Below are 16777 nucleotides of genomic sequence, written 5' to 3' on the forward strand. Positions count from 1 at the left end.
AGCCTGCCGCCTTCGCCGCAGGCCCCGGGCCATCATCGGATGGTGTGAGTCTCGCTTTCCGGCGAATCCGCCGCAAGCGGCCACGCCCTGACAGCATCGGAGGATTGCGGCCGTGAGCGAGACCCTGGAGCGGCATGAATTCGGCGCCGAGGTGGGGCACCTGCTCGATCTCGTCGTGCATGCGCTCTATTCGGAACGTGAGATCTTCCTGCGGGAGCTGGTGGCGAACGCCGCGGACGCGGTGGACCGCCGGCGGTTCGAGGCGCTGACCGACAAGGCGCTGGGCCTGCCGGCCGAGCCGAAGCTGCGCATCCTCCCGGACAAGGCGGCGCGGACCATCACCCTCTCCGATCCCGGGATCGGCATGAGCAAGGCGGAGCTGGTGGAGCATCTGGGCACCATCGCCCGCTCCGGCACGCTGGCCTTCGCCCGCCGCCTGGCGGAGGCGCCGGCGGCGGAGAAGCCGAGCCTGATCGGGCAATTCGGCGTCGGCTTCTACTCCGCCTTCATGGTGGCGGAGCGGGTGGAGGTGACGTCCCGCCGCGCCGGCAGCGAGGAGGCCTGGCTCTGGGCCAGCGAAGGCAAGGGCGAATACACCCTGGCCCCGGCGACGCGCGAGGAGCCGGGCACCGACGTCGTCCTGCACGTCAAGCCGGATGCGGAGGAGTTCCTGGAGCCGCTGCGGCTGCAGAGCATCATCCGCAAATGGGCCGACCACATCACCATCCCCATCACCATCCTGCAGGACGGGAAGGAGGAGCCGGCGAACGAGGGCACCGCGCTGTGGCGCAAGCCGAAGGCGGAGGTGACGGAGGAGCAGTACGCCGAATTCTACCGCCATGTGGCGCATGCCTTCGACACGCCCTGGGCCACGCTGCACTGGCGCGCCGAGGGCACGGTGGAGTTCGCCGCCCTGCTCTTCATCCCCGGCATGAAGCCCTTCGCCGCGGTGGAGGGCGATAGGGAGAGCCATGTGCGGCTGCATGTCCGCCGCATGTTCATCACCGACAGCGCCGGGCTGCTGCCCTCCTGGCTGCGCTTCGTGCAGGGCGTGGTGGATACCGAGGATTTGCCGCTGAATGTCAGCCGGGAGATGCTGCAATCGACGCCGGCCCTGGCCCGCATCCGCCGCGCCGTCACCACCCGCGTGCTGGGCGAGCTGAAGAGCAATGCCAAGGAGGCCGAGTCCTATGCCGGGTTCTGGGAGAATTTCGGCCCGGTGCTGAAGGAAGGCGTCTGGGAGGATGCCGAGCACCGCAAGGACCTGGCTGCGCTGCTGCGCTTCCGCTCCTCGGCGGTGGAGGGCTGGGTTTCGCTGGCCGACTATATCGGGCGGATGAAGCCGGGGCAGGAGGCGATCTATGTCCTGCTCGGCGACGATGCCGAGGTGCTGAAGACCTCGCCACAGCTCGAGGGCTTCCGCGCCAAGGGCGTGGAGGTGCTGCTGCTGACTGACCAGATCGACGCCTTCTGGCCCGAACGCCTGGGCGAATTCGAGGCCAAGCCGATCCGCAGCATCACCCAGGGCAGCGTCGATCTCTCCAAGGTCGAGGGCGCGGCCCCGGAGGGCGAGGCGGCGGACCTGACTTCGCTGCTGCCGCGGTTGCAGGAGGTGCTGAAGGAAGAGGTCTCCGAGGTGCGCGGCACCGACCGGCTGGTGGAGAGCGCGGCGGTGCTGGCGGCGCCGCAATACGGGCCGGATCTGCAGATGCAGCGGCTGCTGCGCCGCGCCGGGCGCGGCGGCGCCGGCGCGCTGCCGGTGCTGGAGGTGAACCCGCGCCATGCGCTGCTGCGCAAGCTGGCGGCATTGCCGGAAGGCGATGCGGCGCTGGCGGAGCAGGCGGGGCTGCTGCTGGACCTGGCGCGGGTGCAGGATGGCGACGCGCCGCGGGACCCGGCGGCGTTTGCGCGGCGCGTGGCGGCGGCCCTGGCGGCGGGTTGAGGAGGGCGTCGCGCCGTAAGGCGCGCCTTGCGGCGCGACCCTCCTCAACTCCACCCGCCAAGGGCCGGTTGGACGCAGTGCGTCCAACCCCATTTGAATCCTAGAGTTTGGCGTCTCGACCGACGGGTCGAAGACTCACGGTTTCCAAAGGCCCTTCGGCCTTTGGCAGGGGGAGCTCGAGGGGGACAGCGTCCCCCTCGTTCTGGCACGCCGCTTGCCAATATCGCCCCAGTGGGTGAAGGGCGCGGCGATGGCCAAGCGGCGGATGCATCTGGGCTATGATTTCTCCTACTCGCATATGGCGGGCCGCTGGCGCATGCCCGGCGCCTGGCCCGGCCGCACCTTCCCCGATATCGAAATGTATGAGGAGCTGGCCCGCATCGCCGAGCGCGGCCTCCTCGACATCATCTTCTCCGGCGACGGCACCGGCGTGCCGGATACCTGGCGCGGCAGCCGCGACGCCGCGGTGGAATGGGGGGTGAACTGGCCGCGCCAGGATCTGCAGCCCATCGCCGTCGCCATGTCCCGCGTGACGCAGCGCGTCGGCTTCGGCCTCACCTACTCCACCACCTTCCTGCACCCCTATTACATCGCCCGGCTGATGAACACGCTGGACCACATCACCGGCGGCCGCATCGCGATGAACATGGTCACCTCCACCCGTCGCTCGGACTACGCCAATTTCGGCATGGACGAGCTGATGGACCACTCCGCGCGCTACGACCGCATGGAGGAATTCGTCGATGTCTGCCGCAAGCTGTGGGACAGCGCCGAGCCGGATGCGATGGTGTGGAACCGCGAAACCGGCCAGGTCGGCGACCCCGCCAAGGTGCATGACGTCCGGCATGAGGGGCGCTTCTTCAAGGTCACCGGCCCGCTGAACACCCCGCCCTCGCCGCAGGGCCGGCCGATGCTGATCCAGGCCGGCGGCTCCCCGCGCGGCATCCGTGCCTCGGCCTATGTCGCGGACCATGTCTTCGGCGCCGACATGGCGCTGGCCTTGCAGGTGAAGCAGCGCCAGAAGCTGGATGAGGCGCTGGTGGCGCTGGGCCGCGACCCGCAGACATGCGGCATCCTCTGGCAGACGCCGCTGGTGGTGGCGGAGACGGAAGCCGAGGCGCTGCGCCGGCGCGACCTGCTGCTGCAGGCCATCCCGCCCGAGGCGGTCGGCGCCTATCTCTCCTATAATTGCGGCTACGATTTCTCGAAACTGCCCGCCAGCTTCTCGCTGCGGGAGCTGCATGCGGAGATCGTCGCCAGCCAGGCCTCGCCCATGGGGCTGCTGCACGAGCTGTCGCAGAAGCTGGGGCCGGACACGGTGCTGACGCGCGCCGAATTCTTCGAGCACGGGCTGCGCGACGTGGTGAATTACGAGACCACGCTCGCCGGCACGCCGGCGCAGATCGCCGATCGGCTGGAGGAAGCCTTCATCGCCACCGGCGAGCGCGGTGGCTTCATGCTGGGCCATGTCGTGTCCATGCCGCAGGACGTCATCGGCATCGCCGATCTGCTGGTGCCGGAATTGCAGCGCCGCGGCCGCTTCCGCACGGAATACCGCTACCGCACGCTGAAGGAGAACATGCTGGACGATTGAGCCGCCCCACCATTTGCTGCGCAACGCCGCGGGCACCCGGCCTCGCTCCGCATTCGGCGCCGCGCACGGCCTTCCGCGGCGAAGCCATGGACGGGCGACAGGCGGTGCCTCGCCGCACAAATGGGCGTATTCACGCCCGCTATCAGCAGCACGACGCCAGGGAAGATGGCTGCCGCCTGCGCGTCGCGCGCCTGGCCGGTGCTGCTTGGCACCTCGGCTGAGGCGCTGACCCAGGGTTTCGAGAGGCCGTTCGGCCTGCGGCGAGGCGAGTTTGCAGGGAGCAGGGCTCCCCGCAACTACGCCGGCGTGACGCCCAGCCTCGCATCCCGCCGCCGCAGCCAATGGATCAGCGGCAGCGCCAGCAGCACCATCCACAGCTTTCCCACCACCTGCCCCGCCAGGAAGTCCAGGCTGCCGAAGGCCAGCCAGAGGAAGGCGAAGCTGTCCACCACCAGCCCCACCAGGCTGGAGGCCGCGACCGCCAGCACCAGCCCCCGCCGCTGCAAGGGCGTATAGACCAGCAGGTCGGCGGCTTCGCTCAGCAGGAAGGCGGCGGCGGAGGCGATGACCAGCGAAGGCGGCGCCACCAGGCCGGAGAGCAGCGCGCCGGCAATGACGGTGCCGGCCGCGGCAGGAAGGCCAAGTCGCCGCTGCACCAGATCCCGCAACACCAAAGCCAGGCCGATCATCAGCACGCCGGAAGGCGCCATGAGCCCCGGCGCCACGGGGATGAGGCAGGGACCCTGCGGCACGCAGAAGGTGCCGACATGCTGGATGAGCCAATTGGCCGCCGGGATGCAGGCCGCGAAGCCGGCGAGGAAGAGCAGGCCCTCGGCCCGGCGCCGGGCGTCTGTCATGGGATGCCGATGAGCTTGTGGGTCTGCAGGGAAAGCCGCCACCGGGGATGCCGCAGGCAATAGGCGATGGCGGCCTGGGTATGCGCAAGGCGCTGCGGACTGTCCATCGGCTGCAGGAAAAAATGCTGGAAGTCCAGCGCCTCGAACGCCGCCGGATCGAGGCCGGGCTGGGGGAAGACCAGCTTCAGCTCCTGCCCGGCCCGCAGCTTCAGCGGCGCGCCGGCCTTGGGGCTGACGCAGAGCCAGTCGATGCCCTCGGGCGGGACGATGGTGCCGTTGGTCTCCACCGAGACGGCGAAGCCTGCCGCCTTCACCGCCGCGATCAGCGGGGCGTCGAGCTGCAGCAGCGGCTCGCCGCCGGTGAAGACGACATGGCGGTGGCGCGGGCCGCCGGGCCAGGCGGCGGCGATGGCGGCGGCCAGCGTGGCGGCCTCGGCGAAGCGGCCGCCGCCGGGGCCGTCCATGCCGATGAAGTCGGTATCGCAGAAGGTGCAGGTGGCGGCGGTGCGGTCTTCCTCACGTCCGGACCACAAATTGCAGCCGGCGAAGCGGCAGAAGACGGAAGGCCGCCCGGCCTGGCCGCCCTCGCCCTGGAGGGTGGCGAAGATCTCCTTCACCGCGTAGCTCATGCGGCCGGCTCTGCGGCGTGCGGCGATGCGTTTCGCTCACCGCTGGTGATGGCCAATTGCGGCGCATGGTCCATATGGCGGTCGATCCGGCGGTGCCAGGTCGGCTTCGTCCGGGCGAAGGGCTCCACCATGTTCGCCCTGCCATCCGGCGTGCCGGGGGTGGTGGCGCGGAGGATCACGGTGACCGCCGCGTCATGGCTAGGCGGCACGGCGCAGGGCTCCGAGCCGCCGGAGAGCAGGCGGTGGGCCGTGGCGGTGCGGCGGCGGAAGACGAGGCTAGGCATGCGGCGGGGCATAGGCCTCCCAGCCCCGCCGGCGCAACTCGCAGGCGGGGCAGGCGCCGCAGCCGAAGCCCCAGGGATGCAGGGTGGAACGGTCGCCGAGGTAGCAGCTATGCGTCTCGGTGCGGATGGCCTCGACCAGCGGGGCACCGCCGAGGCGCTCGGCCAGCTCCCAGGTCGCCTTCTTGTCGCGCCACATCAGCGGGGTGTGGAGGACGAAGCGGCGGTCCATGCCGAGGTTGATGGCGACCTGCAGCGCCTTCAGCGTGTCGTCGCGGCAATCCGGGTAGCCGGAATAATCCGTCTCGCACATGCCGGCGACGAGGTGGCGCAGGCCGCGGCGATAGGCGAGCGCGGCGGCGAAGGTGAGGAAGAGCAGGTTCCGGCCAGGGACGAAGGTGGAGGGCAGGCCGTTCGCCTGCATGGTGATCTCGGTCTCGCGGGTCAGGGCGGTGTCGGAGACCTCGCGCAGCGCGTCCAGCGTCAGCAGGTGGTCGGGGCCGAGGCGCGGGGCCCAGCGCGGGTTCTCGCCGGCGACGCGGTCGCGGAAGGCGGCGCGCACCTCGAGCTCGACGCGATGGCGCTGGCCGTAATCGAAGCCGATGGTCTCGACCTGCGGGAAACGCTCCAGCGCCCAGGCGAGGCAGGTGGCGGAATCCTGGCCGCCGGAGAAGAGGACGAGGGCGTGGTCGGTCATGCCGGGAGGATAGCGGCGGGCGCACCCCCACCCCAACCCTCCCCCGCGGGGCGGGGGGTTGGCGGCGCTGCCGCCAACGGGCCCGCGCCGGAGGCGTGGGAGGGTGGGGGCGGTGCTGAGGCCACCAGGCGCTGGGCCGCCCAGCGGGCGGCTTCGGCCACGACCGGGTCGGAGTCCTCCGCCAGGGATTGGGCCGTGGCGCGCAGCGCGGGCAGGCCGCTATTGCCGATGGCGATCAGCACGTTCCGCACGAAGCGGTTGCGGCCGATGCGCTTGATCGGGCTGCCGCTGAACAGCGCGCGAAACCCCGCATCGTCCAGCGCGGCGAATTCCGCCAGGCGGCGCCCGGTCAGCGCCTCGCGCGGGGCGAAGGCGGGCTCGGCATGGGCCCGGGCGAATTTGTTCCAGGGACAGACCGCCAGGCAGTCGTCGCAGCCATAGATGCGGTTGCCCATGGCGGCGCGGAATTCCTCGGGGATCGGGTCCTTGTGCTCGATGGTCAGGTAGCTGAGGCAGCGGCGGGCATCCAGCCGGTAGGGGGCGGGGAAGGCGTCGGTCGGGCAGGCGGCAAGGCAGGCGCGGCAGGAGCCGCAATGGTCGCGCTCCGGCGGGTCCGGCTCCAGCGCCAGGGTGGTCATCACCTCGCCGAGGAAGAGCCAGGAGCCATGGCGGCGGGAGACGAGGTTGGTGTGCTTGCCCTGCCAGCCGAGCCCGGCCTGGGCGGCGAGCGGCTTCTCCATCACCGGCGCGGTATCGACGAAGACCTTCAGCGCGGAGTCCGGCCAGCGCGCCACCATCCAGCGGGCGAGGGCCTTCAGGCGGGACTTCACGAGGTCATGGTAGTCCTTCCCCTGGGCGTAGGCGCTGATGGTGGCGCGGTCCGGCTGCGCCAGGGTCGCCAGCGGGTCGCCCGCCGGGGCGTAGGAGAGGCCGAGGGCGATGACGCTCACCGCCTCCGGCCAGAGGGATTGCGGGTGGCCGCGCTGCGCGGCGCGCTCCGCCATCCAGCCCATGGAGCCATGCATGCCCTCGGCGAGGAAGCGGTCCAGCCGGGCGCGCGCCGCCGCCGGCAGGGTGGCCGTCGTGAAGCGGCATTCGGTGAAGCCGAGGCGGAGCGCCTCGGCCCGGATCGGCTCTTTCATCCCGCGGTCAGGGCGCGTTCCACCGCCGCCGGGTCCCGCGCGATGACGCGGAGCAGGGTGCGGGCGGCGGTGTCGGGGCGGGTGCGGCCCTGTTCCCAATTGCGCAGGGCGGCGACGTCGAGACCGAAGCGCTGGGCGAATTCCTCCTGCGTCACCTGCATGGCGTCGCGCAGGGCGCGGATATCCGGCTCCTCCGGCGCGGCTTGCAGGCGGGTGACGGCGAGCTGGCAGTCGCGCAGCTCGGCTTCCAGCGCCGCGCTGTCCTCCACCATCGGCACCTCGACGATGACGGCGGGGGCGCCATGCATCAGGCATTCGATGGCGCGCTTGGCCTCCGCCATGCGCATGTGGCGGCGGGCCAGGGCATGGACGGCGGAGATGGTGCGGGTGAGGGGGGCGGTCGGCTCAAGCCGGTAGCGCTCGGGTGAACCGGTAGGGACGCGGTCGATGTCCCGGACCGGCACCCGTTGTGCGAATTTCTCCCACAAGGACGAGTTCGTCGACATCGAGAACCTCCATCACCAGCAACGCCAGATGCCGCATCCCGGCGGGGCCGAGGCTGTTCGGCCCGAAGCCGTGATCGGCCTGGATATGGGCGCGGCGCAGCGTTATCCGGCGGCCGATCCATTCCGGCACGCCCATTAGCCGGAGCCGGTCCGCCGGCGTCGCCACCAGCAGCGTCGCGATCGGGTGCTCCGTTTCCGAGGCGACGAGCTCGACCTCGATCTCCCGGATGGTCCAGCGCACCGGCATGGCTTACTACGCTATCAGCGTAGCGGATTTCAACCCCGCCCCCGATAGGGCGGCACCCCCTGCTCCGGCACCCACACCCCCTCCGGCGCCGGGCCGGTGGCGTAGAAGACGTCGATCGGCATGCCGCCCCGCGGATACCAGTACCCGCCGATGCGCAGCCAACTCGGAGAAATCTCCGCCACCAGCCGCCGGGCGATGGCCACGGTGCAGGCCTCGTGGAAGGCGCCGTGGTTGCGGAAGGCGCTCAGGTAGAGCTTCAGCGACTTGCTCTCCACCAGCCAGTCGCCGGGGATGTAGTCGATCACCAGATGGGCGAAATCCGGCTGGCCGGTCAGCGGGCAGAGCGAGGTGAATTCCGGCGCGGCGAAGCGCACCAGATAGCGCTCCCCGGGATGCGGGTTGGGCACGCGTTCCAGCTTCGCCGCCTCGGGGCTCGCCGGGACGCCGGCGGGGCGGCCCAGTAGGGTCAGGCCGGAGGTGTCGGTGGTGGCTTCGGTCATCGCAGGGCCTCCCGGTCCTCGGCCAGCGTGGCGGTGGCGGCGTCCTCGGGCGGCGCGTCGGCGACGGCTGGTTCCGGCTCCGACGGCGGTGCCGCCATCCCTGCCGCCGGGGCGCCGTCTCCCGCCGCCCAGGCGGCCTCCAGCGCGGCGGCATGAGCCTCCAGCCGCCCTTCCAGGATGGCGCCGCGGAGGCCGCGCATCAGGTGCTGGTAATAGTGGATGTTGTGCCAGGTCAGCAGCATCGGCCCCAGCATCTCCTCGGATTTGATGAGGTGATGCAGATAGGCACGCGAATGCCTGGTGCAGGCGGGGCAGCCGCAATCGGGGTCCAGCGGGCGCGCATCTTCGGCATGTTTCGCGTTGCGCAGGTTCAGCACGCCGCGGCTGGTATAGGCGCGGCCGGTGCGGCCGCTGCGGGTCGGGATGACGCAGTCGAACATGTCGATGCCGCGCCGCACCGCGCCGAGGATATCCGCCGGCGTGCCGACGCCCATCAGGTAGCGCGGGGCGTCCTGCGGCAGCAGGGGCGTGGTGCAGTCCAGCACGGCGAACATCGCCGCCTGGCCCTCGCCCACGGCGAGGCCGCCCACCGCATAGCCCTCGAAGCCGATCTCGGTCAGCGCCGCCACGCTTTCCGCCCGCAGCCCGGGGTAGGTGCTGCCCTGGACGATGCCGAACAGCCCGTAGCCATCCTTCGGCACGAAGGCGTCGCGGCACCTTTTCGCCCAGCGCATGGAAAGCCGCATGGAGTCCGCCGCCTGCTGCTCCGTCGCCGGGAAGGGCGTGCATTCATCGAGGCACATGGTGACATCGGCATCCAGCAGCCGCTGGATCTCGACGCTCCGCTCCGGGGTGAGGCGATGCTTCGAGCCATCCAGATGGCTGCGGAAGGTGACGCCGCCCTCATCCATGTCGCGCAACTCAGAGAGGCTCATCACCTGGTAGCCGCCGCTGTCGGTCAGGATCGGCCCGTGCCAATCGGCGAAGCGGTGCAGCCCGCCGAGCCGCGCCACCCGCTCCGCCCCCGGGCGCAGCATCAGGTGGTAGGTGTTGCCGAGGATCATGCGCGCGCCGGTCGCGCGCACCGCATCGGCGGTCATCGCCTTCACCGTGCCGGCGGTGCCGACCGGCATGAAGACCGGCGTCTCCACCTCGCCATGCGCGGTGTGCAGCACGCCGGCGCGGGCGGCGCCGTCCTGGCCGGTGCGGGTCCAGCGCAGGGTCATGCCGCCCTCCACAGCAGCGAGGCATCGCCATAGCTGTAGAAGCGGTAGCCCTGCGCGATCGCATGGGCATAGGCGTCGCGCATCCGCGCCGTGCCGGCAAAACCCGAGACGAGCATGAAGAGCGTGCTCCGCGGCAGGTGGAAATTGGTAAGCAGTGCATCGGCGCTGCGGAAGCGGTGGCCGGGCAGCAGGAAGATGTCGGTGAGACCCCGGAAGGGCAGGATGCCCTGGTCCGAGGCGGCGCTTTCCAGCAGCCGCAGCGCGGTGGTGCCGATGGCGATGATCCGCCCGCCCCGCCGCCGCGTGGCGTTGATCGCCTCGGCCGCGTCCGGCGTGATCTCGCCCCATTCGGCATGCAGCTTGTGCTGGCGCGGATCCTCGGCGCGCAGCGGCAGGAAGGTGCCGGCGCCGACATGCAAGGTCACCGTCGCCAGCCCCACCTCGCGGGCGCGCAGCGCCTGCATCAGCGCAGGCGTGAAATGCAGGCTGGCGGTGGGGGCGGCGACCGCCCCGGGATGGCGGGCGAAGAGGGTCTGGTAATCCTCCTGGTCCTCCGGGCGCGGTCCCGCCGGCCGGTCCAGATAGGGCGGCAGGGGGATCTCCCCGGCACGGTCGAGTACCATGGCCAGCCGTGCCGGATCGGGGCCGAAATCGAGCCGCGCCGTGCCGTCCTCGCCGCGGGAGAGCACGGTGGCGGTGCAGTCCGCGGCGCCCTCGATGCGGATCACGTCGCCGGGGCGGAGGCGGCGGGCGTTGCGCACCAGCGCCTCCCAGATGCCGCCCGCTTCGGCCCGGTTGAGCAGGATCTCCAGCCGCGCCTCGCCGCGCCGGGCGCGAAGGCGGGCGGGGATGACCCGGGTGTCGTTCACCACCATCAGGTCGCCAGGGGCGAGCAAAGCGGGCAGGTCGCGGACGCCGCGATCCTCCAGGGCGTCGGGCAGGACATGCAGCAGCCGCGCCGCGTCGCGGGGCCGGGCGGGGGATTGGGCGATCAGCCGCTCCGGCAGGGCGAAGTCGAACTCCGCCAGGCTGAGGGCCGGAAGGTCAGCAAGAGGGGGCACGGCGGGGCCCTAGCGCCGGGGCGGGGCCCTGTCCATCGAAAGGGCAGCCGGGGAAGAGATCGGCAGCTCTGCCCTGTCCCCCGCCGGGGACGGCCGGCAGCCACGCCCCGGATCCCGGTTGGGGGGCCGGACCAGAGTTGGCCCCGGCGGACCGGGGAAGCTCCCCCGCGGGCAGGGGGCGGAGCCCAGGGCCAAAGCAGCCCCGTCCTGGCGGGAATGGCAATCTGTCCGGTTGCATATTTCCCGGACACGGTCACCTGACTGTTCCCAGCCGGCGTGACCATGCTCTAGAAGCGCTTCGCTTAAAGCGAATACGAATCCGGCAGGGAGCCCGCGCATGCCGATCCGCGATGCCGAGCCGGCCGACCTGCCGGCCATGACCGCCATCTACGCCCACCATGTGCTGCACGGCACCGGCACCTTCGAGGAAGTGCCGCCCGATGCCGCGGAGATGGCGGACCGGCTGCAGAAGGTGCAGGGCCAGGGCTGGGCCTGGCTGGTGGCCGAGGAGCCGGGCCAGGGCATCATCGGCTTTGCCTATTACGCCCAGTTCCGCGACCGCTCCGCCTTCCGCTTCGCCGCGGAGGACAGCATCTATGTCCGCAACGATGTCCGCGGCCAGGGGGTGGGCAAGGCGCTGGTGGCGGAGCTGCTGAAGCGCGCTGAGGCGGCCGGCTTCCGGCAGATCTTCGCGCTAATCGGCGATTCCGAGAATGTCGGCTCCATCGGCCTGCATGTTTCGCTGGGCTTCCGCAAGGCCGGGGTGATGCGGGCGGCGGGGCTGAAATTCGGCCGCTGGCTGGATCTGGTGCTGATGCAGCGGCCGCTCGGCCCCGGCGACCTGGACCTGCCGGAGGATTGACGCCGCGGTTCGGAAACTCAGACCGGGGTCCGGGGGGCAACCCCGGGCGGGGGTGCAGGGGGCAGCGCCCTCTCCCCGGGCGGCGGGGGCGGAACCCCTCCTTTCCCCTCAACTTGCTTCCGTGCCGCGCAACGACGCCCCCGGCCACGCCGCCCATCTGCTACCCTGCCCCGTCATTCCTAAGCTGGAGGCGTTGATGGCGGCTGCACTCCGGGCCTTCTTCGACCAGGCGACCAACACCGTCACCTACCTGCTCTGGGATCCGGCGACGCGCCTCGGCGCCGTCATCGACCCGGTGCTGGACTGGGACAACCGCAGCGGCGAGGCGGACACCAGGAGCGCCGACGCCGTGCTGGCCGCCGCGGCGGAGGAAGGGCTCAGCATCGCCTGGGTGCTGGAGACCCATGTGCATGCCGACCACCTCACCGCCTCCCCCTATGTGAAGGCCAAGACCGGCGCCCGGATCGGCATCGGCGAGCATATCCGGGAGGTGCAGGCGATCTTCCGCCCGGTCTTCGGCGCCGGGGATGTGCTGCCGGAAGGCGGCGATTTCGACCGCCTCTTCGCCGATGGCGAGGAATTCGCCCTGGGCGGCCTCACCCTGACGGTGCTGCACGTGCCCGGCCACACCCCGGCCTGCGTCGCCTATCTGGTGGAGGACATGGCCTTCGTCGGCGACACGCTCTTCATGCCGGATTACGGCACCGCCCGCTGCGATTTCCCCGGCGGCGATGCGCGGACGCTGTGGCGCAGCATCCAGAAGCTGCTGGCGCTGCCGCCGGAGACCCGCATCCTCACCTGCCACGACTACAAGGCGCCGGGCCGCGACGAATTCGCCTGGGAGAGCACGGTGGCGGAGCAGCGGGCGCGCAACCCGCATGTGCATGCCGGCATGACGGAGGAGCAATTCGTCGCCCAGCGGGAGGCGCGGGATGCGAAGCTGGCGCCGCCTTTGCTGCTGCTGCCCTCCATCCAGGTGAACATGCGCGCCGGCCGCTTCCCCCCGGCCGAGGCGAACGGGGTGCACTACATGCGCATCCCGGTGACGCTGAAGGGCGGGCTGGGCGGGGCGAACACCCAGGCCGTCCAGCCCCAGGCCTCCTAGAGCGTGATCGGTTGAGGTCGAATCGCCCGAAACCGTGAATCACGCGACCGAACAATGAGCTAGAGCGGGGCGGGTGAGCGCAGCTCAACCGATCCCGCTCTAGAGCAGTTTCACGCTGACTGTGCAGCGCGAAACCGCTCTAGCTTATGGATTGTAGAGCAGATTCACGCGTCCGGGCGATGCCGCCCTCCGGCAATCTGCTCTAGCCGGCCGAAGGCACCTTCGACGCCGTCGAAGGCGACCATGCGCGCGGGCCCGGCACCTCCGCCGCCGGCCCCGGGGCGGTCGGCGGCGGCGGGAGGATGCCGCGCAGCGGCACCGCGCGTCACGCCAGAGGCGGGCCAGTCGCACGACGCGGCGAAGTCCTTGACAGGAAAGCCGGACCGTGGCGGTGGCTTGGGGTGCGCCCGGCGTCGCGCCGGGGGGCGCGCCTCCGACGCGGCGTCGGGCGCGCATTTGCGCGCCCGGACGCGATGGCGTCCTCGGCACCGGAGGCCGAAGCCGGGCAGCGCCATCATCGGCGAGGACAGGACCAGGAACCGCCATGACCGGCATCTTCGACGCGCATTTCCACGTCTTTCCGGCCGACGTGCCGATGCCCGGCAATGCCGGGCATGTGCCGCCGCCCTATGAGGTGGCGGAGTACCAGGAGACCGCCGCCGCGCTCGGCCTTTCCGGCGGGGCGATCGTCGCCGGCAGCGTGCAGGGCGGCGATCCCCGGCCGCTGCTGCGCGCCGCCGCCGCCCTCGGCCCGCGCTATGTGGTGGTGGCCCAGGCCGAGGCCGGGATGGATGAGGCGGCAATGGCGGCGCTGGCAGCCGCTGGCGTGCGCGGGCTGCGCTACAGCCTCTATCGCGGCCAGTGGCCGGACCCCTTCACCGTCGCCGGGCACGCCGCCCGCGCCGCCGCCTGCGGGCTGCATGCGGAGATCTATGCCGATGCCGCCATGCTGGCGCCGGCGGTGACGGCCCTCGCCGCCTTGCCGGCGCTGGCCATAGACCATCTCGGCATGACGGAGGCGGGGCTGCCGGTGGTGCTGGACCTGGCCGCGGCGGGGGCCAGGGTGAAGGCGACGGGTTTCGGCCGGGTGCAGCTCGACGTGGCGCGGGCGCTGGAACGCATCGCGGCGCGGGCGCCGCACGCGCTGATGTTCGCCACCGACCTGCCCTCGGTGCGGGCGGCGCGGCCCTTCTCGCCGGCGGATATCGCGCTGCTGCGCGCCGTGCTGGGGGAGGCGCTGGCCGGGCCGGCGCTCAGCGGGACGGCGGAGGCGTTCTATCGGGTGGGGTGACTTGCGGGGCGGCGGGTCCGCCGCCAAGTGCTGGCCAGGTCTCGCAGCGGGCCTTGCCCCCTCCGAGCTCGCCACCAGGGCCTTGTGGCCCCCGGAGGCCGCACGGCTTCCGGACAGCAGGAGTTCCCCCCATGCCCGAGATGAAGCTGCCCGGACCGGACCATCCCATCACCATCGCGCCGCATGCCGGCAAGGTGACGGTGCGGTTCGGCGGCGAGGTGATCGCCGAGACCAGCCGCGCCCTGGAGCTGAAGGAGGCCAGCTACCCGCCGGTCCTCTATATCCCGCGGGAGGATGCGCGGATGGAGAAGCTGGCCCGCACCGACCACACCACCTACTGCCCCTATAAGGGCGACTGCAATTACTTCGGCATCCAGGCCGGCGGGCAGCAGGCGGAGAACGCCGTCTGGACCTATGAATCGCCCTACCCCGCCGTGGCCCCGATCGACGCCCACCTGGCCTTCTACCCGAACAAGGTGCAGATCACGGGCTGACCGCAGGGGCCCACTGACGACCTCCGGGCCGACCTGACGAAGGGCCGGCGCTGCGCCCCTTCTCGGCCTTCACCTGGCCCCTGGCATCGGCCGGCTGGACCCGCGAGGCCCAGACTCAAGGTTTCCAAAGGCCTTTCGGCCTTTGGTGGGGTGGGTCCGGGAGGGGCAAAGCCCCTTCCGGCTCAGCGCCACCGCGCCCGCGCCGCCGCCGTCAGCCGCTCGTAATCCGGGCACCCGCGCGGCGCCTCCTGCGGCGGGGTGCCGATCTCCCCCAGCAGCCGGAGCTGCAGCGGTTCCGGCTCGCCCGGGTCGAACGCCACCGCCACCGCCTGCACGTCCCGCTCCCCCGGCACCATCAGCCGGGTGAGGTTGGCCGGCATGTCCCGCAGCGGGTCGTGCGTGGCGTCCTGATGCACCAGCAGGTGGCTGTCGCCATGCAGCAGCAGCACCGGCTTCGGCGCCAGCGCCCGGGCGGCGGCGAAGATCGCCTCGCGGCTCTCCCGCAGCCCGCTGTCCCAGCCGCTGCCGCAGATCTCGGCGTAGAACAGATCGGCCTGGGTGGCGATCACCAGGCCGCGCACCCCGGGCGCCGCCGCCGCCCGCACCGTCTCCGCCAGCCAGGCCAGGTTCAGCCGGTTGCGCGAGTCGTATTCCGCCTGCGCCGCCGCCCCGGTGCGGAGCGGCGCCGGGTAGGGGTCGGCGGGGGTGGCGGGGCGGCCATTATTGCTGCCGGGGATGTGCAGGGTGACGAACAGCACCCCGTCCGTCGTCCAGCGGTAATTCTCCGGCAGCCCCTCCTGCCGCGCGGCGCCGAGCAGCGGCGGCCCGGCGAAGAAATGCCGCCGCAGCAGATCGAGCGCCGGCGCCCAATCCAGGGAGTCGTTCGGGCCGGCGCGGCAATCCGTCCATTCATTGTCGCCAGGGGTGTAGATCAGCGGCTTCTCCGCCACCGCCATCCAGCCGGGCGCGCCCTGCCAGCGCAAGGGCCGCAGCAGGATGGCCTCGGAGCAGGGCTCGTTCCCGCCCTTGGTGTCGCCGAGGAAGATGGAGAAGTCGTGCGGTGCCTGCTGGCCGAACTGCCGCACCAGCGCGGTCAGCCGGCCGACATCGGTGCACTCCCCGGTGGTGATGCCGCGGCAATAGGGCATGTCGCCGAAGGCGATGAAGCGCACCGGCTCCGCCCCGGCGGGTGCGAGGCCGAGAAGGAGGAGGAACGGCAGGGTAGGCAGCAGGCGGCGCATGGCGGGGGTCCGGGCCAGTGGTGCGGCATCTGGCCCGCTTGCGAGTGGACTCGCAAGTGGCCGCCGGAGCTGGAACGGTTTTTCTTGCGGCAGAAGTATGTTCCTATTACGTTCCGGAGGAGGAGGCCCCCCTCGCCATGGACATCCCCGCCGCCTTCGCTACCGCCGCCGCCCGCCGCTTCACCTCCGGCCCTGAATTTCAGGCCTTCCTGCAGCAGGTGCTGGGACAGGAATTCACCGCCTGGTTCAGCGCGAAACTCGCCCGGCGCGAGGAATGGCAGAAGCTGGACATGGCGCCCGGCGCCGCCGCCGGCTTCGCCGCCGCCTGGACCGCCCTGCTGGCCCAGCGCCCCGCCAGCCTGATGGAGGTGCTGGCCCTCACCGCCATCATGATCAACGAAACCGGGGGCAGCTTCCGGCCGATCACCGAAAAAATGGGGCGGACGGGGCATCCCGGCCTCGCCTATCTGTTCGACGCCATCCCCGGGGTGAAGCGGTCCTACAACCAGCCGCCCAACATCACCGCCGGCAGGCTGTTCCGCGACCCGGCCTTCAACGCGGCGCATGGGAAGAAGCCGCTGGGCGCCGCCTTGGCGGGCAGCAAGGACCGGGTCTGGGACGGCACCGCCTACCCGCAGGGCAGCACCCCCTTCCAGCCGGACCCGGCGGTGACCGGCTATGTGATGGAAGCGGATTTCTGCAAATTCCGCGGCCGCGGCCTGATCCAGACCACCTGGCGCGAGGCCTACCGGCCGCTGGTCAGCTTCATCCAGGCCTATGCCGGGCCGCAGGCGCTGGTGGCGGAGTACCGGGAGCGCTGGGCCGGCCAGGCGCCGGAGGCGGTGCTGACCGCCAGCAGCAATGCGGATTGGGACCGGCTGTTCCAGCAGAGCGAGCTGGTCATCCCCTGCGCCGCCATGCTGGCCCACGCCAAGGCGGGCGGCTACCTGCCGCTGGCGGCGGAGGCGGCGGTGCTGAACGGCACCGGCAAGGGCTCGGTCTTGAACCTGGGCAAGCGGATCAGCGGCGGGGAGGCTTACGCAAGGCTGTTCAAGGCCCGGGTGGGGCGGATGGCGGTGGCGATGCCCAGGCTGGGGTGAAC

At 71.4% G+C, this 16777-nt stretch carries 17 protein-coding genes and 1 pseudogene; 7 read left to right on the forward strand and 11 right to left on the reverse strand.

Annotated elements, in window-relative coordinates; all coding sequences use genetic code 11:
* The first annotated feature begins 112 nt into the window (after nucleotides 1-112).
* The gene (htpG, locus tag E5N76_RS09195; protein ID WP_149536996.1) at nucleotides 113-1942 is read left to right on the forward strand and encodes a molecular chaperone HtpG; all 1830 of its coding nucleotides are present in this window, start codon (nucleotides 113-115) and stop codon (nucleotides 1940-1942) included.
* A 214-nt stretch (nucleotides 1943-2156) separates the two neighbouring features.
* Nucleotides 2157-3536 carry an NtaA/DmoA family FMN-dependent monooxygenase gene (locus E5N76_RS09200; protein WP_207791922.1) on the forward strand — a complete coding sequence of 460 codons (1380 nt, stop codon included), beginning with the start codon at nucleotides 2157-2159 and terminating at the stop codon, nucleotides 3534-3536.
* Nucleotides 3537-3832: 296 nt separating this feature from the next.
* Here E5N76_RS09200 and E5N76_RS09205 read toward each other — a convergent pair whose 3' ends face one another.
* The 10 genes and pseudogenes from E5N76_RS09205 to queA form a co-directional block, all read right to left on the reverse strand.
* Nucleotides 3833-4393: a VUT family protein gene (locus tag E5N76_RS09205; protein ID WP_149536997.1), complete on the reverse strand. Its 561-nt coding sequence runs from the start codon at nucleotides 4391-4393 to the stop codon at nucleotides 3833-3835.
* Entirely contained in the window at nucleotides 4390-5022 is a 633-nt protein-coding gene (queE, locus tag E5N76_RS09210; protein ID WP_149536998.1) for a 7-carboxy-7-deazaguanine synthase, read from the reverse strand. The genes E5N76_RS09205 and queE overlap by 4 nt, the downstream gene beginning before the upstream one ends.
* Entirely contained in the window at nucleotides 5019-5306 is a 288-nt protein-coding gene (locus E5N76_RS09215; RefSeq protein WP_149536999.1) for a hypothetical protein, read from the reverse strand. The genes queE and E5N76_RS09215 overlap by 4 nt, the downstream gene beginning before the upstream one ends.
* Complete coding sequence (gene queC / locus E5N76_RS09220; protein WP_149537000.1) at nucleotides 5299-6000, reverse strand: 7-cyano-7-deazaguanine synthase QueC; 702 nt, start codon at nucleotides 5998-6000, stop codon at nucleotides 5299-5301. Before queC ends, E5N76_RS09215 begins: the two co-directional genes overlap by 8 nt.
* A complete protein-coding gene (gene queG, locus E5N76_RS09225; RefSeq protein ID WP_149537001.1) occupies nucleotides 5997-7142 on the reverse strand; it encodes a tRNA epoxyqueuosine(34) reductase QueG in 1146 nt (381 codons plus the stop codon). Before queG ends, queC begins: the two co-directional genes overlap by 4 nt.
* A complete protein-coding gene (locus E5N76_RS09230) occupies nucleotides 7139-7606 on the reverse strand; it encodes a helix-turn-helix domain-containing protein (protein ID WP_187830074.1) in 468 nt (155 codons plus the stop codon). Before E5N76_RS09230 ends, queG begins: the two co-directional genes overlap by 4 nt.
* Complete coding sequence (locus tag E5N76_RS29430; protein WP_187830075.1) at nucleotides 7548-7895, reverse strand: hypothetical protein; 348 nt, start codon at nucleotides 7893-7895, stop codon at nucleotides 7548-7550. The genes E5N76_RS09230 and E5N76_RS29430 overlap by 59 nt, the downstream gene beginning before the upstream one ends.
* A gap of 29 nt (nucleotides 7896-7924) precedes the next feature.
* The gene (queF, locus tag E5N76_RS09235) at nucleotides 7925-8395 is read right to left on the reverse strand and encodes a preQ(1) synthase (protein WP_149537003.1); all 471 of its coding nucleotides are present in this window, start codon (nucleotides 8393-8395) and stop codon (nucleotides 7925-7927) included.
* Between the two features lie 68 nt (nucleotides 8396-8463).
* Nucleotides 8464-9621 (reverse strand): annotated as a pseudogene (gene tgt / locus E5N76_RS09240) (tRNA guanosine(34) transglycosylase Tgt); the annotation flags it as partial.
* On the reverse strand, nucleotides 9618-10682 hold the full coding sequence (queA, locus tag E5N76_RS09245) for a tRNA preQ1(34) S-adenosylmethionine ribosyltransferase-isomerase QueA (protein ID WP_149537005.1): 1065 nt from the start codon (nucleotides 10680-10682) through the stop codon (nucleotides 9618-9620). The gene queA and the pseudogene tgt, both read right to left, overlap by 4 nt.
* 337 nt (nucleotides 10683-11019) lie before the next feature.
* Here queA and E5N76_RS09250 point away from each other — a divergent pair, with 337 nt between their 5' ends.
* The 4 genes from E5N76_RS09250 (at nucleotide 11020) to E5N76_RS09265 (ending at nucleotide 14434) form a co-directional block, all read left to right on the forward strand.
* Complete coding sequence (locus tag E5N76_RS09250) at nucleotides 11020-11544, forward strand: GNAT family N-acetyltransferase (protein ID WP_149537006.1); 525 nt, start codon at nucleotides 11020-11022, stop codon at nucleotides 11542-11544.
* Between the two features lie 196 nt (nucleotides 11545-11740).
* Nucleotides 11741-12649, forward strand: coding sequence for an MBL fold metallo-hydrolase (locus E5N76_RS09255; RefSeq protein ID WP_149537007.1), 909 nt, complete (start codon nucleotides 11741-11743; stop codon nucleotides 12647-12649).
* Nucleotides 12650-13193: 544 nt separating this feature from the next.
* Nucleotides 13194-13940 carry an amidohydrolase family protein gene (locus tag E5N76_RS09260; RefSeq protein ID WP_149537008.1) on the forward strand — a complete coding sequence of 249 codons (747 nt, stop codon included), beginning with the start codon at nucleotides 13194-13196 and terminating at the stop codon, nucleotides 13938-13940.
* A gap of 131 nt (nucleotides 13941-14071) precedes the next feature.
* On the forward strand, nucleotides 14072-14434 hold the full coding sequence (locus E5N76_RS09265) for a DUF427 domain-containing protein (RefSeq protein ID WP_149537009.1): 363 nt from the start codon (nucleotides 14072-14074) through the stop codon (nucleotides 14432-14434).
* 182 nt (nucleotides 14435-14616) lie between these two features.
* Here E5N76_RS09265 and E5N76_RS09270 read toward each other — a convergent pair whose 3' ends face one another.
* Nucleotides 14617-15675 carry a hypothetical protein gene (locus E5N76_RS09270; RefSeq protein WP_149537010.1) on the reverse strand — a complete coding sequence of 353 codons (1059 nt, stop codon included), beginning with the start codon at nucleotides 15673-15675 and terminating at the stop codon, nucleotides 14617-14619.
* A 137-nt stretch (nucleotides 15676-15812) separates the two neighbouring features.
* On the opposite strand from E5N76_RS09270, the gene E5N76_RS09275 reads away from it, so the two are divergent.
* Entirely contained in the window at nucleotides 15813-16775 is a 963-nt protein-coding gene (locus E5N76_RS09275; protein WP_149537011.1) for a hypothetical protein, read from the forward strand.
* The last annotated feature ends 2 nt before the right edge of the window (nucleotides 16776-16777 follow it).

The sequence above is a fragment of the Siccirubricoccus phaeus genome (assembly GCF_008360935.1).
GTDB classification, from domain to species: domain Bacteria; phylum Pseudomonadota; class Alphaproteobacteria; order Acetobacterales; family Acetobacteraceae; genus Siccirubricoccus; species Siccirubricoccus phaeus.